We start from the raw sequence: 24,072 nt of genomic DNA on the forward strand, positions 1-24,072 counted from the left end.
ATCAGTCCGCCTTGATATCAAACGATTTGACGATCTTTGCGTTGCGCTCGTACTCGACGCGCAGCTCATTCGCCAGTTGCGCTGCGGGCTGATCCGGCATGGGTTCAAAGCCCACGGAAATCAAGCGGTCATGAACGTTTGGCGTTGCTGCGGCCTTGCTCACCGCCGCATGGATCTTCTCTGTCAGTTCAGGAGAAACCTTTGCAGAAACCACGACCCCGGTCCAGTTCCTGAACTCGATATCGGGGTAGCCCTGCTCCGCGAGCGTCGGTACATTCGGCAACTGAGGCCACCGCGTTTTCGACGCCACGCCGAATACCTTGATCTTGCCCGCGGCAATGAGAGGTTTGGATGTCACGATGCCATCAAACATGAGGGGGACCTGCCCTCCCATGACCTGGGTCAGTGCCGGCACTGACCCGGGGAACGGCACATGCGTCAGATCCAGGCCTGCGTCCTTGTTGAACATGGCACCAGCGTATTGGGAAGCGGTGCCGGCGCTATAGGATGCGTAGCTCAGTTTCCCTGGATTCGCCTTCACCCAGGCGACTACGCCCTTCACGTCCTTGGCTGGTACGCCCGGCGATCCCACGAACACCATGACGCCGCGCGCCAGTGCGACGACGGGCTTCACATCCTTCAGCGGATCGAAGCCGACATTGAGCACCAGCGGCACCTCCGTCAATACGTTGCTGGCCGCCAGAAGGATCGTCCTCCCGTCCGGCGGCGACGAAAGCATTGACTTGACGGCAATGGCGCCGCCCGCACCCGGCTTGTTGTCCACCACCACGGCTTGGCCGATCTGGGCAGACAGTTCGTTCGCCACGATTCTGGCAACCGTATCAATGGTACCGCCGGGCGGGGCGGGAACGATCATGCGCACCGGCTTGTCGGTCCACGCGAACGCGCCTTTCGCCCCGAACGCCATGAAGAGGGCGCAAGTCAAATGCTTGCAGGTTCTGGTGATGACTCTGCGATTCATCTTTCTGTCTCCGCCGTGAATCAATTGCACACATGTGGCTTTGCAAGGGGATTGCTGAATCCCTCTATCGAATGAGCCGAAGGCTACTCATGACTCAGGATGGGCAACGGCACCTCAAATGCCCGGAGCTCCCGACGTGGCCGATAGGCTCGAAGGGTCAGTTGGAAGAGACCGGACGGTGCCGGCAGCCAGTTCGCCCTGCGGGTCGGCTCCTCCGGCATTCGGTGCTGGATGTAGATGCGCAGTGAGTTGTCCGGTTCGTAGTGAAGCCGCGCCGTCCGGTCTCCGATCGAGTAACGGTCAATGGGGTTCTCCACGAAGAATCTTCGACCATCCGGAGTCGGCTCATAGAGGGACAGCGACCAGAATGCCTCCGTCGGAATCCCCTGGCTGGGGATAGTCAGGCAGTAGTTCTTCGAGCCATGCAGCGCCTGTCCGTCCTCGTCGCTTGCCCTGCCGATGTAAGTGGCCTCGGCCGGCGGCAACGCCCCCAGGCCTCCGAGAGCGACAGTGGCCCGCCACTCGTAGCGTGCCTCGGAGTCTTCCAGGTCATCGACTACCCACCACCCCTGAACCTTGCGGCGCCGGCTGGTGAAGGCGCTTCGGATACGGCGATGGGCGGCCTCAATGCCCGTTTGCCACGCATGCCTGGTCGCGTCAGGCAAACAGGCCCATGGATCGCAAGCGCCCGGCACCATCCCGGCCACCGCGATTCTCGACAGCATGGACGCATCCTCCGCAGGTGGCGGATTGCGTCCAAGCTGCTCGGCAACGACAGCCAGGAAGTTGGCCGGATCCATCGAATTCGTCGGTTCAACCGCCGGGCTGCGAACAGGCTTGCACGGGGCCAGCGACAGGCATTCCTGCATCGCATGGGCTGCCGCGAGATCGCCATCACCACTGACAATCCACCTCGCAAGCAGCCAGACATCATTGCCGGGCGCACGGATCACGCGCCCGGCGATCGGTCTGGCGTGATCGGCGGGACCTGCTAGCGTGACCACCACGGGCCCGGGTGCATCCAGGTGCTGGCCGAGCAGCGCAAAGTTGTTCGTGAATGCATCCATGAACGCGATCGACCAATAACGATCGGGGGGAAGTGCATCCACGGCGACCTGGACCGGACCGCCCGTCAAGTCAATCCATGCGCGCGAATACAGCGTGTCGTTGTTCGGCGTCGTAATCCAGCGGCACTGATTGTCAGCAAGCTTGCGGTCGTGGCAAATGGTGTTTGGCGCAAGCCGGGGTTGCTCCATCCAACCCGTCATGTCCCGATAGCGTGTTCTAGCCACCTCGTACAGGGGGAAGCCGTAGGCAAACGCATCGGAAATCGCAGTATCGAGATCTTGATTCACGGCATCTCCTTGCCGGGCACGACGTCCGGATATTCGGCAACCAGGAGATCGCGCCGCCGTTCCTGGCTGGATCTGGCGACATGGTTGAAGATGCCCCGCGTCATGGTCGCGGCTTCAATGCCCGAACGTGCGGCGTAGATTCTTGCCCGGGCCCGATGTGCAGCCTCCGATCCGGGCTCCGCCAGAATGGTCAACTCCACCAAATGACACGCCATCCGGAGATCGCCCTCGGCTTCGAGTTCAGCAACACGCTCGAGAACCCTGGTCACGCCGCCTGACAACGCGATCCATTCACGGGCTTGCTGGACCCGTGGCGCGGGAAGCAGGTTATCGGGCTCGCCATCCCACCATCCGCCGTAGCGACGCCAGACGTTGCGTACCAGGAACTGAGGATGGTCGTAAATTGGTTGCAGATATGGCTTGCCTGCCAGGTGCGCCGGTGGCGCGACGCGATGGATGACGTCATCCAATGGCAGGCCTTGATTCATCAGAGCAAGCGTCTGGCGTTCAATCGACTCCAGATACCCGGCCGTGTCGAGTAGCGCCTCCTTGACCCGCGTCGAGCCGAAGATGGGCATGCCGTGGCCGCAAATCATTGCGTCAGGCTGGCATCCCGCCATCTCGCGCAAGGCAGTTGCCCACTCTTCGCAATAGCGCTGGACCTTCTGGGGATTGCCCGCATTGGGAACAGCCCAGATGAACAAGTCGCCGGGAAACAGCCAACGGCGTTCCGGCACCCACACCCAGACATGGTCGTCCGTTTCGCCCCGGGCGTGTCGCAGTTCGAACGTCAGATCGCCGATCTTCAAAGTCAGAGCGCGGTCGAACGTCACGTCCGGATAGCGAAAGTCCGTGGGACCTTTTGCCGGACCGAGTTGACGGCTGAACTGCCGCGCCTTGACGGCGTCGATCCAGCCTGCCGTTTTCCGGTATCGGTCCAGATGCTGGGGCAATAGCGTGTGTGCATAGACGACGGGTGCGGCCCAGCCGCGCTGTGCTGCTTCTTCGTCGAAGCGGCGCGTCGCCCAGATGTGGTCGAGATGGTGCTGGGAGAAGACGGCGGCAACCAGCGGGGTATCCGGGCGCCACTTCCGGACCGTTTCGTAAACACGGTCCATATCGCTGCGGGTACCGGCATCCAGCATGATGAGTCCCGCCCCGGTGTCAATCACGGTAATCGCCGCCACCCCTTTGAAATAGAGGAGGCCGGGCGCAAGTTCCTGGGCACCGGGATACGTCCCGGTAACAGGGTGGTCTGTGTCAAGCAGATCGACCTGACCGCACCAGTATTGTTCTGCGAGGGAAAGAAAATCAGTCTCAATCATCTTGCCTATCCAGGGAGTTCCGGTTGATTGGGCCACTTTGAACAGGTTCGCGTTGGGCGCGCTTCCTGGCGAAGGGATGTGGCCAATCTAGCCGAGGTATCATGCGAGAAATGCCACCTAGGTGGCACAGCCCACTAGTACCTTCCCCTAGACGGAGCCGGACATGAAAGTATCTGCCGGGCCGCTTTCCGGGCGCCCGTCACCAAATATCAACAGCCTGGAGGTCTTGCCCGAGCATTCCCTTCGCGCCTTGCGCGAAGTCGGCGTTCTGCGGCAATGGAGGCGAGGGCAGGTCTTGCATTGGGCGGGCGATCACGCCGAATCGATCCTCGCCGTGCGGAAGGGACTATTGCGCGTCTGCAGTCATGACGCCGCCGGCAATGAGAACATCCTGGCCTGGCTTGAGCCCGGCATGATCGGCGCGCTGGCACCGGTGATCGCCAACCAGCCTTTCAACTTCAACATCGTCGCCGAATGTCAAAGCGAAGTGCTGCACATTCAGCGGGAGCGACTCCTCGAGCATCTCAGGCGCGATCCGACGACAGCATTGGCCGTCACCATGATGCTCAGCTGCAGACTGAATAACGTGCTGGAAATGTTCGGCACGCAGGCCTTCGAATCGCTGGCGGACAAGATATGGGCCCGCCTGGTTCAACTGGCATTGCAGTCCCGACAAGCCAGTACCCCAAGAGTCTGTGTCGAGGTGACGCAAGCGGATCTGGCAAGATCCATCGGCGGGTCCCGCTATCGCGTGGGTCTCGAATTGAACCGGCTCGCGGCAGCGGGAGTCATTGCGCTGTCGCGCGGAAGAATCGAGATCCCGCGCGAGCATATTGAGCGCTGCCCGAGGAGAGGTTCGTAGTGCCTAGCTTCGGTGACAGGGCACATTGCGAGCTCGCGGAATTTGAGCGTCGTCGCCACTCCCGATTCGCGTAGACGTCCCCCCTTCTTGATGAAAGCAACCACTTGAGCGGTTGAATCCATCGATAGCGGATGGAAGAGGAAGGCTTGAGCCCTTGCTCACAAACCAGGAGGCGCCTGTAAGAGTTCCGAAGCGGTCACTCACGGTGGGACGTGACAGCTAGGACGGCCGGCCCGGCACCGCCGCCGCCGTGCCGATCAGCGCCAGCCGGCGCGAGCCGGCGAAGATGTCGCTCGGCTTCAGGCCATAGATCTGGCGGATCGAATGGCTGAAATGGGTGGAATCGGGATAGCCGATATCGAGCGCGACCTCGGCCAGGTTGGAGTCCTGCGTGACGTAGTGCAGCATGCTGCGGGCGCGCTTCCAGGTGCGGAAGCTGCGGAAGGGTGCCCCCACCTCCTGCTTGAACAGGTGCAGGAAGCGCGAGAAGGACAGGTGCACAGCCGCCGCGCAGGTTTCGGCCGTGAGCGGTGCCGACGGCGCTTCGGCAATGCGCTGCACCACCATCGCGATGCGCGGATCGAGTTGCCGCGGCGCCAGCGCGCCGCCGAAGAACAGATGGTCGAAGCTGTCGGCCTGCAGGTCCAGCTCGCGGCCGCGCGCGGCCAGGTAGGCATGGGCCTGCTGCACATGGCGCACGAACTCGGGCGCGTGCACCGCGCCCATGCCGTCGCGCAGGAAGCCGGGCAGGCGCGCCATGTCGATGCTCTCCGGCTCCAGCCCGATGTCGGTGATCATGCGGCCGTCGCAGGCGATCCAGTGCGGCACATAGGGCGGCACCACCGCCAGGTCGGTGGTCTGCCAGGCGCCGTCACCCACCCGGATGCGCAAGGGCTCGCGCGCCGCCACGTAGATGGTCAGCCCGCCCATATTGCGCGCCGAGGGCGTGCCCAGCAGGCCGGCATAGAACAGCCGGCTGCGCGTGAGCCACATGACCCGGCCGGCAGTGCCGGCCGCGTGGCCGCCGGACAGGCGCCGGATCGCCTCTACGTCGATACGCATGCGTCGTCTCCTGTGCGCAGCCTCGCGCACCGCCTCCGGATAGCCGGCGCTGGCTGGCCGCATCCTGCTGCATCGTGTGCGGATGTGGCCTGCGCCGCGTCTTCCGGCGCCCCGTTCGCGGGGGCCGTGGCTGCCGCGGCCGGCATGGGCCGGTCAGGCGGCGGGCTGCGCTGACAATGTAACGGAGCCGGCTCGCCCTGTCTTGCGTCAGTTGGCTGAAAGAGTATCAAGCGACACTTTTCGGTCCTATCGAAAACCCTCCCCCTCCCCTGCCACGCAGGTTCGTCACAAGGGAAGCGGCCGGGCCATCGGGCCCGGCCCCGCGCATCAGCCCTCGTAGTGCGCCTGGAAGCGCTGGCGCAACTCGAACTTCTGGATCTTGCCGGTCGAGGTCATCGGCAGTGCCGCCAGCACCACGATGTCCTTGGGCACCTCGAAGCCGCCCAGATGGGCGCGGCAATGCGTGTCGAGCTCGCCTTCCTCCACCGCTGCGCCCGGCTTGAGGGTGACGAAGGCGGTCACCGCCTCGCCCCAGCGCTCGTGGGCCAGCCCCACCGCCGCCGCATTGGCCACCGCGGCGTGGCGCAGCAGCACCTCCTCCACCTTGATCGAGGGCACGTTCTCGCCGCCGCTCTTGATCATGTCCTTGATGCGGTCGAGGAAGAGCAGCTGGCCATCGTCGTCCATCTGGCCGAGGTCGCCGGTGTGGTGCCAGCCGAAGCGCTGGGCGCGGCGCGTCGCCTCCGGGTCCTTGTAGTAGCCGAGCATGACATTGGGGCCGCGGAAGACGATCTCGCCGGACTGGCCCGGCCCGAGCAGCCGGCCCTCGTCGTCCATCACGGCCACTTCGTTGACCACCGTGCCCACGCCCCAATAGGGGCCGAAGCGCCGGCGCTGCTCCTCCGGCTCGAAGATGGTGGCGGCCGGGTACATCTCGGTCTGTCCCGAGCACAGCGCGAAGTTCGGGCAGAAGGCATCGAGCAGCCTGAGCAGCAGCGTCTTGGGCAGCGGCGCCATGCCGTAGATGCACATGCGCACGCTGGACAGGTCGGTGGCGGCAAAGGTGGGATGCTCCAGCATGGCGCGGTACATCATCGGCAGCCCCACCACCACGCTGATGCGGTGCCGGGCGATGGCCGCCAGCACCTGCCCCGGATCGAAGCCGCGCGTGACCACCACGGTGTGGCCGCCCAGCAGCGCGCTCATGGTGTTGCCATGCTGGGCGCAGTGGAAGACCGGCAGCAAGCAGGTGTAGACGTCGGCGCCCGGACGCCCGCCGATGTCCAGCAGATTGGGCGCCAGCACCGAATGCACGGAGGCATGCGAGTGCATCACGCCCTTCTGCGGCCCGGTGGTGCCGCTGGTGTACATGATCTGGGCCAGCTGCCCGCTGGCGATCTCCACCGCGGGCAGGCTGTCGGGCTGCCCCGCCAGCGTGCCGGCGAAGGCGGCCGCGCCCGGCGGCGGCGCCGGCTCGCCGGGCTGCTGCAGCGCCACCACCGGGATGCCCAGCGCCTGCGGCAGCTCGCCGATGCCGGCGCGTGCCAGCACGCTGGTGTCCGCCACCAGCCGCGCCACTTCGGCGTGCTCCAGGATGTAGCGCACCGCATCCGGCGCCAGCCCGGTATTGATCGGCACCCACACCAGCCCCGCCTTCTGGATGCCGAGCAGCGCGACGATCATCTCGATGGAGTTGTTGCACAGCATGCCCACACGCTCACCGTTGCGCAGGCCCTGCGCCAGCAGGTAGTGGGCGAACTGGTTGGTGGCCGCCTCCAGCTCGGCGTAGCTGAGGCTGCGCTCGCCCTCGATCAGTGCCGTGCGCGCGCCGAAGCGGCGTGCGGAGCGGTGGATCACGTCGCCCAGCGCGATGCGGCCGATCTGCTCGCGGACAGCGGCTGTCTGGGCAGCATTGTCAGGGGTGGGTGGTGTGGCGCTAAACGTCATGTCTGGGCCTTTCGGTTTGAAGTGGCACGGCGGTCGTGGCCGGCGCCGCTGCGGCGCCGGCGCATGGCTCTTCGCTTACTTGTCGCTCGACACCTGCTTGGGCAGATCCAGGTAGTCGGTCTCGTTCACCCACTTGTCGCCCGCCACCCGCGTGATGCGGATCCTGGCGTTGCTCAAGCGGCTGCTCTTGCTGACGGTGAAGGCCGGGTTGCCGAGGGCATCGGCCGGCAGCGAATTGGCCTCCATGGCCGCATTGAAGCTCTCCGGGGTCAGCTCGCGGCCGGTCTTGGCGGCAATCTGGGCGAAGGTGGTCATGGCGTAGTAGCTGAACATCGAATACAGGCCCGGATCCTCGTTGAAGCGCTTCTTGTAGGCCGCCACCCAGCGCCCGATGGCGGGATTCGGGTCGTCTGCATAGGGCAGCGTGATGAAGGCCGAGCCGTACACGCCGTCCATGGCCTTGCCGCCCAGCAGGGGCACCTGCTGCGAGTAGTTGGCGCCGGTGCCGACAAAGACCGGGTTGAAGCCGATCTTGCGCGCCTCGCTGACCGAGGCAACGTATTCACGCAACGTCGACACGTTGAGCACCAGGTCGCAGTTGGCCGCCTTGAGCTTGGCCATCTGCGAGGAGAAATCGGTGGCGCCGCGCTTGTATGACACCTTCTCGGCGAAGTCCATCTTCTTCGTCTTCAGGAAGTCGTGCGCGCCTTCCAGGGTCTCGCGGCCGTAGTCGTCATCCTGGTAGAGCACGCCGATGCGCTGGTAGGGCTTCTGCTTCAGGAAGTAGTCCATGGTGATGGCGCCGCTGCGGTAATAGGACGGCGCCAGCGCCACCTTGTAGGGGCTGGGCGGGTCATACATCTCGCGCACCGCGCTCTGCGGCATGAAGTTGAAGACCTTGTTCTGGATCAGGAAGGGCAGCGTAGCCATATTGGGCGCGGTGCCGAGCTGGCCGACGATGGCGAACACGCCATCCTGCGTGACGAGCTTCTGCGCGGCCAGCACGGCGCGCCGCGGCTCGTAGCCGCTGTCCTCCACCAGCACGCGCACCTTGCGGCCGTGGATGCCGCCACGCGCGTTGATCTCCTCCGCCGCCAGCGTGGCGCCGTTGCGCGATTCCTTGCCGTAGTTGGCGATGGGGCCGGACAGGTCGGTGATCAGGCCGAGCCGGATCTCGTTGTCGCTCACCCCGCGCGTCTGCGCCGACGCGGCCGAACTCAGCAACAGGGCTGCGGCGGCAAGTGCGGTCTTCCATTGCATGGTGGTCTCCTTGGTTTGGCTTGCTTGTCGTGGTGGCCCCGAAACGTGCGACACCAGCGCGCGGCACCTAAGGCGCCGCGTCCTGCCCCGTGCCGGGCGGCCACAGCCCGGCGGCGGCCGCATTACCCGCGCCCGCCATGGTCCAGTCGGAGAGCCGGCCGCCCTGCCGCGCCAGCGAGGCCAGCAGCGGCGACACGTCCCAATAGTCGAAGGCATTGCCGCGCTCGCGGCCATAGCGTTCGAGCCCCGCCACGATGCGCGCCAGGCCCACGCGGTCGGCCAGCCAGACCGGGCCGCCGTGGTAGTCGGGGAAGCCGTAGCCCGCGGTCCACACCATGTCGATATCGCCGGGGCGGCTGGCCACCCCCTCCTCCAGCAGCCGGGCCGCCTCATTGACCATGGGGTAGAAGAGCCGCTCGGCGATCTCGCGGTCCTCGATGCGCGCACGCCGCGGCACGCCGTTCTCCCGCGCCAGCGCGGCGCAGATGGCATCCACCTCGGGATCGGGACGCGGCGTACGGTCGCGCCCCGCGTAGCGGTAGAAGCCCGCGCCGCTCTTCTGCCCGTTGCGGCCGAGCGCGTATAAGCTGCGCACCACCGCGCGATAGCCCGGATCGGGCGGCAGGCCGCCCGCTTTGCCATATTCGATGACCATACGCGCGCCCACGTCCACACCCGCCAGGTCGACCACGCGGCACGGCCCCATCGCCATGCCATGCGCCTGCGCCACGGCATCGAGACGCTGCGGGCTCACGCCTTCCATCAGCAGGAATTCCGTCTCGCGCAGATAGGCCTCGGCCATGCGGTTGCCGATGAAGCCGTAGCAGACGCCGGACACCACCGGCACCTTGCCCAGGCGGCGCGCCAGCTGCAACGCGGTGGCCAGCACCTCGGGTGCGGTGCGCTCGGCGCGCACCACTTCCAGCAGCCGCATCGCGCCCGCCGGGCTGAACAGATGCATGCCGAGCACATCCGCGGGCCGCCCGCTGACGTCGGCCAGCACCTCGACGTCGAGCGTGGCGGTGTGCGAGGCGAGGATGGCGCCGGGCCGGCAGACCTGGCCAAGGCGAGCGAAGACTTGCTGCTTGAGCGCCATGTCTTCATACACCGCCTCGACCACCAGGTCGCAGCCGGCCAGCGCGGCATCGTCCAGTGTGCCTAGCACGCGCGCCAGGCTGGCCTGCGCCTGCGCCGCCGTCAGCCGCCCCCGCTCGACCGCATGCAGCGTCGCCTCGCGCACTCTCGCCAGGCCCCGCGCCAGCGCTTCGGGGTCCGCCTCCACAAGCACCACCTGCATCCCGATGCCCGCGAGCGCCGCGGCGATGGCGCTGCCCATCGCACCCGCGCCGACCACACCCGCGGCGCGCACCGGCCTGGCCGCGGTGTCGGCGGGCAGGCCGGGAATACGGGCCGCCTGACGCTCGGCAAAAAACAGATGGCGCAGCGCGCGCGACTGCTCGGAGACAACGCAGGCGCGCAGCAGCTCGGCCTCCACCGCCTCGCCCTGCGCGAACGGCAGCGTGGCGGCGGCCTCCACCGCGCGCACGATCGCCTCGCGTGCCGGATAGCGCGCGAAGCTGGCCGCCTCTCGTGCACGCACCACTTCGAAGAAATCCGGCGGCAGCCCGGCCACCGACACCGCCCGCTCGCTCAGCCGGCGCGGCACCGCACCGGCGTCAAGCAGGCCCCGCAGGTAGGCCAGTCCAGCCGACAGTGCCTGCTGCGCCGGCCCTGCGCCGGCATCCGCGCCGGCGGCTACCGCGTCCACGATCCCGGCAGCGCGCGCCGCTTCCGCGCCGATCATCCTGCCGCTCAGCATCAGCTCCAGCGCCAGTGCTGCGCCGGCCGCGCGCGGCAGCCGCTGCGAGCCCAGCGCCCCGGGCAGCAGGCCGATCTTGACCTCGGGCAGGCCCACACGCGTGCCCGGCACCGCCACGCGATAGTGGCAGGCGAGCGCGAGTTCCAGCCCGCCACCGAGCGCGCTGCCGTGCAGCGCCGCCACCACCAGCCGCGTGCTGGCTTCCAGCCGCGCAAGGATGCGGTTGTAGGGGCCGGCATCGAAGTCGGGAGAGTCGAAGGCGGCAATGTCGCCGCCGGCGACGAAGGTGGCGCCGGCGCAGTGGATCAGCAGCGCATCGAGTCCGGCATCCGCCTCGAAGGCCGCCACGGCATCGTCCAGCGCCGCCACTACCGCCGGCGACAAGGCGTTGACCGGCGGGTTGTCGATACGCAGCAGGCCGATGCGGCCCTGCCGCGCCAATGACACGGCTGGTGTCATGCTTGCCTCCCTGCGCTGCCACCGTGGGCCGCGTATGTGCCGAGCCATGCGCCAGGCCATGCGCCGCTCCGTTCAGGCAACGGCGGCCTCGTACATCGATGCGATCATGTCGCCGTACTTCTCATTGACCAGCTTGCGCTTGAGCTTCATAGTCGGGGTCAGCTCCTCGTCCTCGGCGGTGAGCCGGGTCTCGATCAGGCGGAAGGCCTTGATCTGTTCGACTCTCGCGAACTGCCCGTTGACGCGCGCCACCTCCTGCCCGATCAGCGCGATCACCTCGGCGCTGCGGCAAAGCGAGCGGTAGTCGGAGAACTGCACGCCGTGCTCCTGCGCCCAGCGCTCGACATTGTCGTGGTCGATCATCACCAGGCAGCTCAGGTAGGGCCGGCGGTCGCCGATCACCACGGCGTCGGTCACATAGGGGCTGAACTTGAGCTGGTTCTCCCATTCCGAAGGCGTGATGTTCTTGCCGCCGGCGGTGATGATCAGGTCCTTCATGCGGTCCGTGATGTAGAAGTAGCCGTGCTCGTCGACCTTGCCGACATCGCCCGTGCGCAGCCAGCCGTCGACGAAGGTCTCGGCGGTCTTCTCCGGCAGGTTGAGGTAGCCCATGAAGACCTGCGGCCCGCGCACCAGCAGTTCGCCCTCCGACGACACGCGCACCTCGGTATGCGGCAGCGCCACGCCGATGCTGCCGGGGCGGGTGCGGCCTGGCGGGTTGCAGGTGGCGGCGCCGGTGATCTCGGTCATGCCCCACAGTTCGTGGATGACGATGCCCAGTGCCATGAACCAGCGGATCAGGTCGGGCGAAATCGGCGCCGCGCCGGTGACGGCGAGCCGCGCTCGGTCCAGGCCCATCATCCGCCGCACATTGCCCAGCACCAGCGCATCGGCCAGCCAGGCTGCCACCCGCGTGCCCACTGGCGGCGTCACGCCCCGCTCCAGGCAGGCAGCACGCGCCTGCCCGGCACGCAGCGCGAGCGCGTAGGCGCGCCGCTGCAGCGGCGTGGCCTCGCGCAAGGCGATAACTACGGAGGAATAGAGCTTCTCCCACACGCGAGGTACCGCCATGAAGACGTCCGGCTGGATCTCGCGCAGGTTGTCGAAGACCGTGTCCGGGCTCTCGGCGAAGTTCATCACCGCGCCCAGCAGGATGGCGTGGTACTCGCCGAAGATCCGTTCGGCGACGTGGCACAGCGGCAGGAAGCACATGCGCTCGCCCTGCGGCGTGCCTGGCAGGAAGTCGCGCAGCGTCAGGCAGCTGCGCACGATATTGCGGTGCGACAGCATCGCGCCCTTGGGCCGCCCCGTAGTGCCCGAGGTGTAGACCAGCACCGCCAGGTCGTCCGCCTCCGCCGCCGCCACGCTTTGCTCGACCAGCCCGGGCCGCGCCTGGCGCAGCGCCCTGCCCGCAGCCAGCAAGGCCTCGAAGCTCAGGATGGCGGGATCGTCGAGCGCAGCCAGCCCCTCCATGTCGTAGATCACCACCTTGCGCACCAGGGGCAGCCGCTCGCGCACCTCCAGGTACTTGTCGAGCTGCTCCTCGTTCTCGACGAAGAGGAAGACGGTGCGCGAATCGGCGCACAGGTATTCGACCTGGGCCGGCGCGTCGGTGGGATAGATGCCGCTGACGACGGCGCCGGCGCTCTGCGCGCCCAGGTCGGTCCAGACCCACTCGCGCTGCGTGTTGGCCAGCACCGACACCACCTCGCCCCGCGCCAGGCCCAGCGCGGCCAGGCCGGCGGCCACGTCGGCCACGATCTCGCCGACCTCGCGCCAGCCGTAGGCGCGCCAGACGCCGAAGTCCTTCTGCCGCATCATCACCGCGTCGCCGCGCTCGCGCACGGCGTGCCAGAACATGCGCGGCACGGTATCGAAGACCTGCTCGGACAATGGCTTGCTCTGCATCGCTTCCCGCCCTCCTCCTGCGCCGGTCAGCGCCAGGTCTTGCGCCGCTTCCAGCGCCGTTCGCCGCGCACGCCGGCGTCCTTCATGCCCAGGTAGAACTCCTTGATGTCATCCTTGTCGCGCAGCGCGGCGCAGCTGTCCTCGGCCACGATGCGGCCGTTCTCCAGTACATAGCCGTAGTCGGCCACGTTCAGCGCCATATTGGCGTTCTGCTCCACCAGCAGGATGGTGGTGCCGCGCTCGCGGTTGATGCGCACCACGATCTCGAAGATCTCGCGCGTGAGCTTGGGCGACAGGCCCAGGCTGGGTTCGTCGAGCAGCACCAGCTCCGGCGCGCCCATCAGCGCGCGCGAGATGGCCAGCATCTGCTGCTGCCCGCCCGACAGCAGGCCCGCCTGCTGCGCCGCGCGCTCGCGCAGGATGGGGAAGTAGCCGTAGACCGTTTCCAGGTCGCGCGCCACGCCATCGCGGTCGCGCCGCGTGTAGGCGCCCATCATCAGATTGTCGCGCACCGACAGCAGCGGGAAGACCTCGCGTCCTTCCGGCACATGGCACAGGCCGCGCCGCACGATCTGCGCCGGGTCCAGCCCGGTGATCTCCTCCCCGCGGAAGACGATGCTGCCGCAGCTGGGGTCCAGCACGCCCGAGATGGTTTTCAGGATGGTGCTCTTGCCGGCGCCGTTGGCGCCCAGCACGGTGGCGATGCTGCCGCGCCGCACCGCCAGGCTGATGCCGCGGATCGCCTTGACCGGGCCGTAGGCGCTCTCCAGGTTGGCCAGCGCGAGCAGGGCATCGCCGCTGTCCGGCGCAGTGGCAAAGGCGTGGATGTCGGCCATGGTGTTCATGCGGCCCTCCGCAGCGAAGCCACATCGTCGATGGCGCCGAGATAGGCCTCGGCCACGCCCGGATGGGACTGCACTTCCTGCGGCGTGCCCTGGGCCAATACCCGGCCCTGGTTGATCGCCAGCACGCGGTCCGACACGCGCGAGACAAGGCTCATATCGTGCTCGACCATCAGCACGGTCACGCCCAGCTCGGCGCGGATGTCCCGGATCCACCAGGACATGTCTTCCGTCTCCTCCACGTTCAGGCCCGAAGACGGTTCGTCCAGCAGCAGCAGCTTCGGCCCGGTGCACAGCGCGCGCGCCAGCTCCACCACCTTGCGCACGCCGTAGGGCAGCCCGGCCACCAGCGCGTCGCGGTGGGCCTGCAGGCGTAGCAGGTCCATCACCTCCTCGGCCTTGCGCCGTGCCGCCAGTTCGCCCCGGCGCACCGCGGGGGTGTGCAGCAGGTCGGCCCAGAAGCTGGTGCGGCGGTGGATATGGAAGCCGATCAGCAGGTTCTGCAGCACGGAGGCATGCTCGAACAGCTCGATATTCTGGAAGGTGCGCGCGATGCCCAGTGCCGCGATGGCGTGCGCCGGCACACGCGTCAGCTCCCGCCCCTGCCACTGGATGCTGCCGCTGGTGGGCGCGTACAGGCGGCTGATCAGGTTGAACACAGTCGTCTTGCCGGCGCCGTTGGGCCCGATCAGCGTCAGCACCTCGCCGGCGCGCACGTCGAAGCCGATGCCGTCCACCGCCAGCACGCCGCCGAAGCGCACCGACAGGTCGCGCACGGACAGGATGGTCTCGCTCATGGCCACGCCTCCCTTACCTGAGCCGCTCGGATTTCTGGAAGGCCTTCTGGCGCCGGAACATGCCCTGGCGATAGAAGGGAAAGAGTTCCAGGTAGGTGCGGACCTTCAGCCAGCGCCCGTAAAGCCCCATCGGCTCGAACAGCACGAAGGCCATCAGCACCATGCCGTAGACCACCGCCTGCAGGCCGCTGGCCTGGCCGATCGCCGGCGGCAGCCAGTCCTTGGCCAGCGCGATCCCCTGCGGCATGATGATCAGGAACAGTGCGCCAAAGAAGGCGCCGTGCACCGAGCCCAGCCCGCCCACCACCACCAGCAGCAGCAGGTCGATCGACTGGCCGATGCCGAACTGCTCGGGCGAGATGAAGTTCAACAGGTGGGCATAGAGGCCGCCCGCGATACCGACGACGGCGGCCGACAGCGCAAAGGCCAGAGTCTTGTAGCGGGCGAGCTGGATGCCCATGCTCTGCGCAGAGATCTCGGAGTCGCGCACCGCGATGAAGGCGCGCCCCGTCGGACTGCGCAGCAGGTTCAGCACGGCGAGCGTGACCAGCACGCAGACCGCCAGCGCCAGGTAGTAGAAGCCGGCCGGGGTGCCAACCGAAACGCCGCCGAGCTGCAGCGGCTGCACCGGCATACCGGCATTGCCGCCCGTGACGCTCTCCCAGCGTGCCAGCACCTCCTCGACGATGAAGCCGAAGGCCAGCGTGGCAATGGCCAGGTAGATGCCGCGCACGCGCAGCGCGGGGAGGCCCACCACCACACCGGCCGCGCCCGACAGCAGCGCCGCCGCGGCCAGCGCCAGCGGAAACGGCCAGCCATGCGCGACCAGCCAGGCCTGCGCATAGGCGCCGATGCCGAGGAACGCCGCATGCCCGATCGAGATCAGGCCCGCATACCCCGATAAGAGCATCAGCCCGAGCCCGGCGATGGCATAGACCAGCACGAAGCCGAGCTGCGTCACCCAGTAGGCGCTGGCCCAGGCAGGCGCCAGCACCACCAGCGCCAGCAGCAGGCCGTACCAGAGCCCCTGGCGCGGCCGGGCGGCCAGGCGCAGGTCCTGGCGGTAGTCGGTCTTGAGCAGGAATCGCATGGCGCCCTCCCTTACACGCGCTTGCGCTCGTTGCCGCCGAACAGGCCGTTGGGCCGGATCGCCAGCATCATCAGCACCACCACATAGGCGGCGACATCCTTGAAGCCTTCCGGCAGGTAGAAGCCGGCGAACGACTCCACCAGGCCGATCACCAGGCCGCCGACGACAGCCCCGGGCAGGCTGCCGAAACCGCCCACCACGGCCGCCGGGAACGCCTTGAGTCCGAGCAGGCCCATATTGGCGTGCACGAACGTGATCGGCGCCAGCAGCAGGCCCGCCAGCGCAGCCACCGCCGCCGACAAGGCCCATACCAGCCCGTTGAGGCGCCGTACTGGGATGCCCATGTAGTAAGCGGCAAGCTGGTTCTGCGAACTGGCCTGCATGGCCACGCCGGCCTTGCTGAAGCGGAAGCCGGCATAAAGCAACGCGCACAGCAGTGCGGTGGCGCCGATCACCACCGCCTGTTCCGCGCTCAGCACCAGCCCGCCGGCCTCGATCACCTTGCCGCCATAGGGCACCGCCAGCCTCTGCGTTTCCGCGCCGAAGCCCGGCACCATGGTCACGGCACCACGCATCACATAGCCCATGCCGATGGTCAGCATCACCACGGTGAACTGCGGCTGGCCAAGGATAGGGCGTACCGCCAGCCGCTCCACCAGGGCGCCGAATCCCGCCATGCCGGCCACCGCCAGCGGCGCCGCCGCCCAGAACGGCAGGCCGAGCGCCATCAGCAGCAAGGCAGCGAAGGCGCCGAGCATCATGAACTCGCCCTGGGCGAAGTTCACGGTCTCGGTGGCCTTGTAGATCATCACAAAGCCGAGGGCGATCAGCGCATAGATGCAGCCAAGCGCGATGCCCGAGAGGGTCAGTTGCAGCAACGCCAAGCCCGTCTCCCCACGCGGCAAGAAGCCGCCTGCCGTGCCGCCGGCTGCGGCCGCGCCGAAGCGCCCGGCCGGAGGCGGTCACGCGGCCACCTTAGCGAATTTCGAGAAGCGGCTCTTGTGTTTAGTGGCTGCTGGAAGGCGGGCTGGGGTTTATCCGGGCTGGGGTTTCTACCAGCCGGTGGCTTCGTTGATCGTGGCGCCTTGCTGGCGACGGCGTGCTGGATCACACCGACGGCTTCGTCTTGGCCTTGGCGTGCTGGACAACACCGACGGCTTCGTTGCTTGTGGCGCCTTGCTAAACCACCCCTCACCCCCGCCCTCTCCCCATGCGGGGAGAGGGAGCCAAGACACTATGCTTGGCGATTGGTGTTGGCGCATCCTGTCGGCTCTTGCAAGCGCGTTGCCTTTCGCGCCGCGTTGGTTGGCTCCCCTCTCCCGCTTGCGGGAGAGGGGCCGGGGGTGAGGGCAGGCGCTGGCTGGTGGCGACGTGCTGGATCACACCGTCAGCTTCGTCCTGGCCTTGGCGCGCTGGACAACACCGACGGCTTCGTATTGCGTGGCGCCTTGCTAAACCACCCCTCACCCCCGCCCTCTCCCCATGCGGGGAGAGGGAGCCAAGACACTATGCTTGGCGATTGGTGTTGGCGCATCCTGTTGGCTCTTGCAAGCGCGTTGCCTTTCGCGCCGCGTTGGTTGGCTCCCCTTGTATGTTTCCATCAGCCCGAATCGAAGCCAGGATTTGCAGTCCTATTGCCAAGGAAAGATCAAAGGTTTATAGGACAGTGCTGTCGATAGGGCGGAACTTCGCCACCGGTACGCCAAACCTGAAACCCCTCGGAGTCTGAAGCTCGTGGGAGAGCATGTGGTCAACGTACGGGTCCGCTTCATCCATTTCGTATAACCCGAACAGTTGCCAATTTTGAATATGCATCCGCAAGGCAGGGAACCGAATGACGGGCGTCCACGGCCCACCGCAGGGATTGATGTGTCCAAGGAGCATCTTGATGCTTGCTGGATGGATCAGTCGCTGCGGGTAGGCAATGAGGCGTCGGGATGGGGCGAGTTGATAGCGAAGTTCAAGGCGTGCGATGTCGACCTGGTTGTGGTTGAAGCGACCGGCGGCTACGAGCGAGGCCTGGTACGGGCGCTGCAGCAAGAAGGAGTGGAAGTTGCGCGGGTGAATCCGCGTCAGGCTCGCGACTTTGCTAAGGCGATGGGCGAGTTAGCCAAGACAGACCGGATCGACGCGCGAGGGTTGCGCGACTTTGCCGATGTGCTGGCACGCCATCCGGATCGCCACAAGTACCTCACGGCACCGCTGGAGGCGCACCGGGAGTCGCTGGCGGCGCTGATGATTCGGCGGCGCCAGTTGGTGGAGATGCGAGTGGCCGAAGGCAATCGGCTGGAGAAGGCGGGGCCGAAGACGGCGCGCAGCATCCGCGCAGTGATACGCACGCTGGACAAGCAGATTGCCGAGATCGACTCGGATCTGGATGACCACATCGAGCAGCACTTCAAGGAGCAGCGCAAGCTGCTCGATAGCGTCAAGGGTGTCGGGGCGGTGACGACCATGACATTGCTGGCGGCGCTGCCGGAGCTGGGCAAGCTTGGGCGCCGGGCGATCAGCAAGCTCGTTGGCGTTGCGCCACTGGCTTGTGATTCCGGCAAGCGCCAGGGGACCCGATGTATCTGGGGTGGGCGTGCAGACGTGCGGGCGGTGCTTTACATGGCCACCCTGTCGGCGATGCGTTACAACCCGGCGATCGCGGCTTTCCGGCAGCGTTTGCTGGCCGCCGGCAAGCCCAAGAAGGTCATGATCGTCGCTTGCATGCGCAAGCTGCTGACCATCCTCAATGCTATGGCCAGGGATGGCGCCCTATGGGATCCAACCAGGCATGCTTCACAGGCCCTCCAGCCTTGACTTGAAACACAGTTGCTCTCCCGCTTGCGGGAGAGGGGCCTGGGGAGAGGGCGGGCGCTGGCTGGCGGCGACGTGTTGGATCACACCGACGGCTTCGTCTTGGCCTTGGCGTGCTGGACAACACCGACGGCTTCGTATTGCGTGGCGCCTTGCTAAACCACCCCTCACCCCCGCCCTCTCCCCATTGTATGGACCGGGGACATAGGTAACGGGTGTTCGGAGACATAGGTAACACGTGATCTGCGCGCATCATGATGCGCGCAGATCAATTTCTCCGATCTCGAACCGACTGAACCACACACCGAAGCAGCCATCCTGCGCCTTGGGCCGCAAGGCAATGCGCTGGCCGATGAATGCCTTGCCGATCCGCAACCGTTGGCGGCCCACCTCGATGCGCGCGGACCTGTCGACTTTATAGACCTTGTCCGAGGACAAGTACTCCACCGCAGGCAACGTTTCCGGATACACCACGACGCTGGCGCGATAGCGCTGCAGCGGCACGGCCATGCCCAACGCCTGATGAGGACGCTTGCCGTTGTACACCTCGCGATATTGATTGAAGGCACGCTGCGCCTGTGCGTTGTCGACAAAGCGCCGATGCTGTAGCAGTTCGACCTTGAGCGTGCGGTGAAACCGCTCGTCCTTGCCTTGCGTCTGCGGGTGATACGGTCGCGAATGACTGACCCCGATGCCCAACTGCATCAGCCAGACCGTCAGCGCGGTATAGCCCAGCCCGTCGAGGTCCCCGCCCCAGGGTGGGCCATTGTCCATCGTCATGCGCCGTGGCAGGCCGTAGCGGCGGAACACGGCGATCAGGTGCGGCTTGACCGTGTCGCTGCGCTGGTCTGCGCAGGCGGCCAGGCACAGGTTGAAGCGCGAATGGTCGTCGAGCACCGTGAGCGGATGGCAGCGCCCGTGCTCGTTGAGCACGTAGCCCTTGAAATCCATCTGCCACAAGGCATTGGGCGCATCATGCTCGAAACGCTGGAACGGCCGCTGGCCGCCCGCTGCCCCTTCGCCAAGCCGCCCATGGCGGCGCAGGATCTCGTGCACCGTGCTCGGCGCCGGCACCGACGGCAATCCGGCGTTCTGCAGCAGCCGCGCCAGCTTGCGCGCGCCCCAATACGGATGCGCGTCGCGCAGCGCCAGCACCTGCTGCTCGACCTCGGTGCTCGTCTGCCGCGGACTCGCGGCGGGCCGCCGGCTCTGGTCCGCCAGCCCGTCAGCACCATCCTGCGCATACCGCTCCAGCCATTTGTAGAGCGTCTTGGCCGCGATGCCCCAGCGCCTGGCCAACTCCCGTCGGTTCGCGCCAGGCTGGCTCGCTAGCATCACCAATTCCCTGCGTTGTTCCATGCGTGACACCTCCTTCCATGGCATGGCAGGTCTCCTTAAAAGCACTGCCAACCAGTCTAGATGTGTTACCCATGTCTCCGAACAGGTGTCACCTATGTCCCCGGTCCATACACCCATGAGGGGAGAGGGAGCCAAGACGCTATGCTTGGCGATTGGTGTTGGCGCATCCTGTCGGCCCTTGCAAGCGCATTGCCTTTCGCGCCGCGTTGGTTGGCTCCCCTCTCCCGCTTGCGGGAGAGGGGCCGGGGGAGAGGGCGGGCGCTGGCTGGCGGCGACGTGTTGGATCACACCGACGGCTTCGTCTTAGCCTTGGCGTGCTGGACAACACCGACGGCTTCGTTGCTTGTGGCGCCTTGCTAAACCACCCCTCTCCCCCGCCCTCTCCCCATGCGGGGAGAGGGAGCCAAGACACTATGCTTGACGATTGGTATTGGCGCATCCTGTCGGCTCCGGCTGGCGCCGGGATTCGCGCCGCGCCTGATTTGCGCCCTAACGCCGCCGCAACACCACCGCCAGCTCAAACGCCCCACCCGGATGACGCACCGCCGCATACGGTGGCTTCGGCCATTCCCACCGGTCGGCCGGAAACAGCGCCCGCATGGCATTGATATCGCAGTGGTAGGGCGGCCCTTCCACCCTGCCCTCGCCCGCGCTCTCGCGCGGCGCCTGCATGAACAGCGCCAGCAGCAGGCCCCCGGGCCGCAGCCAGGCGTGCAGTTGCTCGCCATAGCGTACCCAGTGATCAGGATGCAGCGCGCACAGGCAGGTCTGCTCGTAGATGGCATCGACGGGCGCCGCCGGCGCCCATGCCAGCACGTCGGCCTGTTCCAGCCGTGCCGACAGGCCGCGCGCTTCCAGCAGTGCGCGCGTGCGTTCCAGCGCCGCCGGCGTGTAGTCGATGCCGGTCACGCGCACGCCGGCCGCGGCCAGCTCGGCCACGTCCCAGCCGCTGCCGAAGCCGGGCACCAGCACCTCGCTGCCCGCCGCCAGCGTGCCGTCGGCGATCCAGGCCTGCAGCTGCGGGCCGGGCGAGCCGCGGTCCCAGGGCATCTGCCCGCTGTCGAACTTGCCCTGCCAAAAATCGATTGAAGGTCCAGCCATTGTCATTCGTCTCCGTGATTGGCTGGCGCCGCGCCCGCTTTCAGCGCCCGGTCCAGACCGGCTTGCGCTTCTCGTTGAAGGCCGCCATGCCTTCCCTTGCGTCCTCGGTCATGGCGAGCAGCGCGATCTGGCTCTCGGTGTAGGCGATGCCTTCGTCGAAGCTCATCGCCGCCATGGCCCGCATGGCGTACTTGCCGCGACGGATTGCGGTCGGCGACTTGTCGACCAGGCGCGACACCAGCCAGTCGATTTTACCGTCCAGCCCGCCGGCGGGCGCGACATGGTTGAGCAGGCCGGCCGCGAGCGCCTCGGCAGCGTCGAATGGTTCGCCGCTGACGCACCATTCGCGCACCTTGCGCGGCGGCGCCAGACCCTGCAGCAGGCTCAGCACCTGCATCGGGAACACGCCGACCTTGACCTCGGGCAGGCCGAACACGGCACGCTCGTCCGCCACCGCCATGTCGGCCATGCACAGCAGGCCCATGCCGCCGGCCATGCAGGCGCCGTTGACGCGCACGATAACGGGCAGTGTGGCGTCCTGCGCCTCGCGCAGCATGTCGGCATAGTCCAGGTTGGGCCGCGACAGGTCGAAGGCGAAGCCCTTGCCCGGCTGCAAGTCCGCGCCGGCGCAGAAGGCCTTGTCGCCGGCGCCGGTCAGCACGATCACGCGCACGTCGGGGTCGGCGTGGGCGCGGCGGTAGCCTTCGCGGATGCCGGCGATGACGTCGGCATTGAGCGCGTTGCGCTTGTCGGGCCGGTTGATGGTGATCCAGAAGGCGTGGCCGCGCTTTTCGTGCAGCACGATATCGTTGTTGCTCATGGCTGGCGTTCTCCTGCGCATGTCAATGGATTGGCGCGGGCGGGACAAGGGCCCACCCGCGGTGAATGGGTCCGGACGGTCGCGGCGGCAACGGCGCCGGAGCGCTTCAGGCCGCGCGTACCTCTGCGGCTGCGCCGCCCCCTTCGGGCTCGACCTCGGCGATCAAGCGCCGCGCCGCGGCCTGGTCGCCGGCGATCACGTGCAGCGCCGCCACCCGTCCCGCCAGCGGCGCCACATGGATGTGCTCCATCTTCATCGCCTCCAGCGTGACCATGGGCTGGCCCACTTCGACGCGGTCGCCGACCGCCACCATCACGCTGACCACGCGGCCGTTCATCGAGGCCAGTAGCTTGCCGTCGCCCGCAGCCGAGGCGGCCCGCGTGGCGGCCGCGCGGCTGCGGTCCTCGACGCGGCAAGGCCGTCCGTCCAGGTGCAGCAGCAAGGCATCGCCATCGCGCGAGAACACTACGCTGCCGGCCACGCCATCGCACAGCAAGCGGGCCCGGCCCTCGGCGAGGGCCACTGTCTCCAGCGAGAAGCGGCGCGGCGCCTGTTCGCCTGCCAGCATGATCTCTGCCTCGAAGACCGGCCCGCCCAGGCAGCGCAGCGCGCATGCGCAGGCTTCGCCATCGACGTCGAAGCGCATCCCGATCGGCAGCCGGTGCGCCAGCACGCTGGCCTCGCGTGCCGCGCCCGAGGCGGTCTCGTGCAGCAGCAGCGCCGCCACCGCGGCCGCGCGCGCGCGGCCGGCCTCGTCGGGCTGTGTCAGGGCGGCCTGGTTGCGCTCGATGAAGGCGGTGGTAGCGCCCCCGGCGGCGAACTCGCCGTGCGCCAGGCAGCGCGCGAGGAAATCCTGGTTGGTGGTGACACCCAGCGCCACAGTGTCCTGCAGCCCGTGCAACAGACGGCGCCGTGCCTCCTCGCGGTTGGCGCCGTGGGCCACCAGCTTGGCGATCATCGAGTCGTAATAGGGCGAGACCTGCGCGCCAGGCGCCAGAGCATGCTCGACGCGCAGCGCCGGCGCCGGCTGCCACAAGGTCATGGTGCCGCTCTGCGGCATGAAGCCCTGGCCGGCATCCTCGGCGCACAGGCGCACCTCGATGGCGTGGCCGGAGAAACGCACGTCCTGCTGCGCCAGCGGCAGCGGCTCGCCCGCGGCCACGCGCAACTGCAGCGCCACCAGGTCGAGGCCGGTGATGGCCTCGGTCACCGGGTGCTCGACCTGCAGCCGCGTATTCATCTCCATGAAGTAGTAGTTGCCCGCCGCATCGAGCAGGAACTCCAGCGTGCCCGCCCCTTCGTAGCTGATGGCGCGCGCGGCGGCCACGGCGGTCGCGCCCATGCGTGCGCGCAGCTCCGGCCCCACGGCAGGCGACGGCGCCTCCTCGATCAGCTTCTGGTGGCGGCGCTGCACCGAGCAGTCCCGCTCGCCGAGGTGGATAACGTTGCCATGGCGGTCGGCAAAGACCTGGATCTCGATGTGGCGCGGCGCCACGATGGCGCGCTCCAGGATCACCTCCGGATTGCCGAAGGCGCCCTGCGCCTCCGAGCGCGCGCTGTGCAGCAGCGCAAGGAAATCCTGCTGGCGCTCGACCAGCCGCATGCCGCGCCCGCCACCGCCCGCGGCAGCCTTGATCATCACCGGGAAGCCGATGCGCGCCGCCTCGGCCGCCATGCGCGCGTCGCTCTGGTCTTCGCCCTGGTAGCCGGGAATGCAGGGCACGTCGGCCGCCAGCATCAGGCGCTTGGCGCCAGCCTTATTGCCCATGGCGTCGATGGCCTCTGGCGAGGGGCCGATGAAGACCAGGCCCGCCGCGCGGCAGGCACGCGCGAAGTCCGCGTTCTCCGCCAGGAAGCCGTAGCCGGGGTGCACCGCGTCGGCGCCGCTGCGCCGCGCCGCCTCGATGATGGCCTCGATGCGCAGATAGGACTGCGCCGGCAGCGCCTCGCCGATGCAGACGGCCTGGTCGGCCTCCAGCACATGGCGCGCGCCGGCGTCGGCGCTGGAATAGACCGCCACCGTGCGGTAGCCGAGCGCGGCGGCGCTGCGCATCACGCGCAGGGCGATCTCGCCGCGGTTGGCGATCAGGATCTTGTGGAAGGGGGTGGACTGGGTCATGGTGTGTAGTGTTCTTGCTGCGTGTCTTGTTTGGATGCGGATTCCCTGCGAGGTGGTCAGCGGTCTGGGCGGGATGCGAGGTGCCATCTGCACGCTTGCTTCGCGCCATGCCATCCGGCGACTGGGCAAGCGGCCGGATCGCGATTGCGAGCGCTGGCCCTCT

At 67.4% G+C, this 24,072-nt stretch carries 18 protein-coding genes; 2 read left to right on the plus strand and 16 right to left on the minus strand.

Going from position 1 to position 24,072, the window contains the following annotated elements:
• Nucleotide 1 precedes the first annotated feature (1 nt).
• From AC1Z3O_RS11965 to AC1Z3O_RS11975, 3 genes are all read right to left on the minus strand, one after another.
• A complete protein-coding gene (locus AC1Z3O_RS11965; protein WP_483515933.1) occupies nt 2-982 on the minus strand; it encodes a Bug family tripartite tricarboxylate transporter substrate binding protein in 981 nt (326 codons plus the stop codon).
• Nucleotides 983-1,065: 83 nt separating this feature from the next.
• Nucleotides 1,066-2,337: a DUF1254 domain-containing protein gene (locus tag AC1Z3O_RS11970; RefSeq protein WP_483515934.1), complete on the minus strand. Its 1,272-nt coding sequence runs from the start codon at nt 2,335-2,337 to the stop codon at nt 1,066-1,068.
• Complete coding sequence (locus AC1Z3O_RS11975) at nt 2,334-3,662, minus strand: alkyl sulfatase dimerization domain-containing protein (RefSeq protein WP_483515935.1); 1,329 nt, start codon at nt 3,660-3,662, stop codon at nt 2,334-2,336. Before AC1Z3O_RS11975 ends, AC1Z3O_RS11970 begins: the two co-directional genes overlap by 4 nt.
• 163 nt (nt 3,663-3,825) lie before the next feature.
• Here AC1Z3O_RS11975 and AC1Z3O_RS11980 point away from each other — a divergent pair, with 163 nt between their 5' ends.
• Nucleotides 3,826-4,524 (plus strand): Crp/Fnr family transcriptional regulator, encoded by a 699-nt coding sequence (locus AC1Z3O_RS11980; protein ID WP_483515936.1) that lies wholly within the window; start codon nt 3,826-3,828, stop codon nt 4,522-4,524.
• A gap of 219 nt (nt 4,525-4,743) precedes the next feature.
• Here the strand turns inward: AC1Z3O_RS11980 and AC1Z3O_RS11985 are convergent, their stop codons facing one another.
• From AC1Z3O_RS11985 to AC1Z3O_RS12025, 9 genes are all read right to left on the minus strand, one after another.
• The gene (locus tag AC1Z3O_RS11985; RefSeq protein ID WP_483515937.1) at nt 4,744-5,586 is read right to left on the minus strand and encodes a helix-turn-helix transcriptional regulator; all 843 of its coding nucleotides are present in this window, start codon (nt 5,584-5,586) and stop codon (nt 4,744-4,746) included.
• A 327-nt stretch (nt 5,587-5,913) separates the two neighbouring features.
• Nucleotides 5,914-7,533: a class I adenylate-forming enzyme family protein gene (locus AC1Z3O_RS11990; protein ID WP_483515938.1), complete on the minus strand. Its 1,620-nt coding sequence runs from the start codon at nt 7,531-7,533 to the stop codon at nt 5,914-5,916.
• Between the two features lie 75 nt (nt 7,534-7,608).
• Nucleotides 7,609-8,793 (minus strand): ABC transporter substrate-binding protein, encoded by a 1,185-nt coding sequence (locus tag AC1Z3O_RS11995; protein ID WP_483515939.1) that lies wholly within the window; start codon nt 8,791-8,793, stop codon nt 7,609-7,611.
• Nucleotides 8,794-8,860: 67 nt separating this feature from the next.
• Nucleotides 8,861-11,071, minus strand: coding sequence for a 3-hydroxyacyl-CoA dehydrogenase NAD-binding domain-containing protein (locus tag AC1Z3O_RS12000; RefSeq protein ID WP_483515940.1), 2,211 nt, complete (start codon nt 11,069-11,071; stop codon nt 8,861-8,863).
• Nucleotides 11,072-11,143: 72 nt separating this feature from the next.
• Nucleotides 11,144-12,979, minus strand: coding sequence for an AMP-dependent synthetase/ligase (locus AC1Z3O_RS12005; protein WP_483515941.1), 1,836 nt, complete (start codon nt 12,977-12,979; stop codon nt 11,144-11,146).
• Nucleotides 12,980-13,005: 26 nt separating this feature from the next.
• Nucleotides 13,006-13,824 carry an ABC transporter ATP-binding protein gene (locus AC1Z3O_RS12010; RefSeq protein WP_483515942.1) on the minus strand — a complete coding sequence of 273 codons (819 nt, stop codon included), beginning with the start codon at nt 13,822-13,824 and terminating at the stop codon, nt 13,006-13,008.
• Nucleotides 13,821-14,618: an ABC transporter ATP-binding protein gene (locus tag AC1Z3O_RS12015; protein ID WP_483515943.1), complete on the minus strand. Its 798-nt coding sequence runs from the start codon at nt 14,616-14,618 to the stop codon at nt 13,821-13,823. The genes AC1Z3O_RS12010 and AC1Z3O_RS12015 overlap by 4 nt, the downstream gene beginning before the upstream one ends.
• A 13-nt stretch (nt 14,619-14,631) precedes the next feature.
• Nucleotides 14,632-15,708, minus strand: coding sequence for a branched-chain amino acid ABC transporter permease (locus AC1Z3O_RS12020; RefSeq protein ID WP_483515944.1), 1,077 nt, complete (start codon nt 15,706-15,708; stop codon nt 14,632-14,634).
• Nucleotides 15,709-15,719: 11 nt separating this feature from the next.
• Entirely contained in the window at nt 15,720-16,592 is an 873-nt protein-coding gene (locus tag AC1Z3O_RS12025; protein WP_483515945.1) for a branched-chain amino acid ABC transporter permease, read from the minus strand.
• Nucleotides 16,593-17,517: 925 nt separating this feature from the next.
• Between AC1Z3O_RS12025 and AC1Z3O_RS12030 the strand changes: the two genes are divergently transcribed.
• Nucleotides 17,518-18,513, plus strand: coding sequence for an IS110 family RNA-guided transposase (locus tag AC1Z3O_RS12030; protein WP_483515946.1), 996 nt, complete (start codon nt 17,518-17,520; stop codon nt 18,511-18,513).
• 249 nt (nt 18,514-18,762) lie between these two features.
• Here AC1Z3O_RS12030 and AC1Z3O_RS12035 read toward each other — a convergent pair whose 3' ends face one another.
• From AC1Z3O_RS12035 to AC1Z3O_RS12050, 4 genes are all read right to left on the minus strand, one after another.
• Nucleotides 18,763-19,893: an IS481 family transposase gene (locus AC1Z3O_RS12035; protein WP_483515947.1), complete on the minus strand. Its 1,131-nt coding sequence runs from the start codon at nt 19,891-19,893 to the stop codon at nt 18,763-18,765.
• A 465-nt stretch (nt 19,894-20,358) separates the two neighbouring features.
• Nucleotides 20,359-20,970, minus strand: a complete 612-nt coding sequence (locus AC1Z3O_RS12040) for a methyltransferase domain-containing protein (protein ID WP_483515948.1) — start codon at nt 20,968-20,970, stop codon at nt 20,359-20,361.
• Between the two features lie 40 nt (nt 20,971-21,010).
• On the minus strand, nt 21,011-21,790 hold the full coding sequence (locus AC1Z3O_RS12045) for an enoyl-CoA hydratase/isomerase family protein (protein WP_483515949.1): 780 nt from the start codon (nt 21,788-21,790) through the stop codon (nt 21,011-21,013).
• Between the two features lie 106 nt (nt 21,791-21,896).
• Entirely contained in the window at nt 21,897-23,909 is a 2,013-nt protein-coding gene (locus tag AC1Z3O_RS12050) for an acetyl/propionyl/methylcrotonyl-CoA carboxylase subunit alpha (RefSeq protein ID WP_483515950.1), read from the minus strand.
• Nucleotides 23,910-24,072: the final 163 nt, after the last annotated feature.

The sequence above is a fragment of the Cupriavidus sp. 09_S30 genome, from assembly GCF_056930435.1.

Bases quoted from the DNA above. Each gene is read 5' to 3' on its own strand.
- AC1Z3O_RS11965 (WP_483515933.1), bottom strand. From the start codon at position 982: ATGAATCGCAGAGTCATCACCAGAACCTGCAAGCATTTGACTTGCGCC.
- AC1Z3O_RS11975 (WP_483515935.1), bottom strand. From the start codon at position 3,662: ATGATTGAGACTGATTTTCTTTCCCTCGCAGAACAATACTGGTGCGGT.
- AC1Z3O_RS11980 (WP_483515936.1), top strand. From the start codon at position 3,826: ATGAAAGTATCTGCCGGGCCGCTTTCCGGGCGCCCGTCACCAAATATC.
- AC1Z3O_RS11985 (WP_483515937.1), bottom strand. From the start codon at position 5,586: ATGCGTATCGACGTAGAGGCGATCCGGCGCCTGTCCGGCGGCCACGCG.
- AC1Z3O_RS11990 (WP_483515938.1), bottom strand. From the start codon at position 7,533: ATGACGTTTAGCGCCACACCACCCACCCCTGACAATGCTGCCCAGACA.
- AC1Z3O_RS11995 (WP_483515939.1), bottom strand. From the start codon at position 8,793: ATGCAATGGAAGACCGCACTTGCCGCCGCAGCCCTGTTGCTGAGTTCG.
- AC1Z3O_RS12000 (WP_483515940.1), bottom strand. From the start codon at position 11,071: ATGACACCAGCCGTGTCATTGGCGCGGCAGGGCCGCATCGGCCTGCTG.
- AC1Z3O_RS12005 (WP_483515941.1), bottom strand. From the start codon at position 12,979: ATGCAGAGCAAGCCATTGTCCGAGCAGGTCTTCGATACCGTGCCGCGC.
- AC1Z3O_RS12010 (WP_483515942.1), bottom strand. From the start codon at position 13,824: ATGAACACCATGGCCGACATCCACGCCTTTGCCACTGCGCCGGACAGC.
- AC1Z3O_RS12015 (WP_483515943.1), bottom strand. From the start codon at position 14,618: ATGAGCGAGACCATCCTGTCCGTGCGCGACCTGTCGGTGCGCTTCGGC.
- AC1Z3O_RS12020 (WP_483515944.1), bottom strand. From the start codon at position 15,708: ATGCGATTCCTGCTCAAGACCGACTACCGCCAGGACCTGCGCCTGGCC.
- AC1Z3O_RS12030 (WP_483515946.1), top strand. From the start codon at position 17,518: ATGCATCCGCAAGGCAGGGAACCGAATGACGGGCGTCCACGGCCCACC.
- AC1Z3O_RS12035 (WP_483515947.1), bottom strand. From the start codon at position 19,893: ATGCCATGGAAGGAGGTGTCACGCATGGAACAACGCAGGGAATTGGTG.
- AC1Z3O_RS12040 (WP_483515948.1), bottom strand. From the start codon at position 20,970: ATGGCTGGACCTTCAATCGATTTTTGGCAGGGCAAGTTCGACAGCGGG.
- AC1Z3O_RS12045 (WP_483515949.1), bottom strand. From the start codon at position 21,790: ATGAGCAACAACGATATCGTGCTGCACGAAAAGCGCGGCCACGCCTTC.
- AC1Z3O_RS12050 (WP_483515950.1), bottom strand. From the start codon at position 23,909: ATGACCCAGTCCACCCCCTTCCACAAGATCCTGATCGCCAACCGCGGC.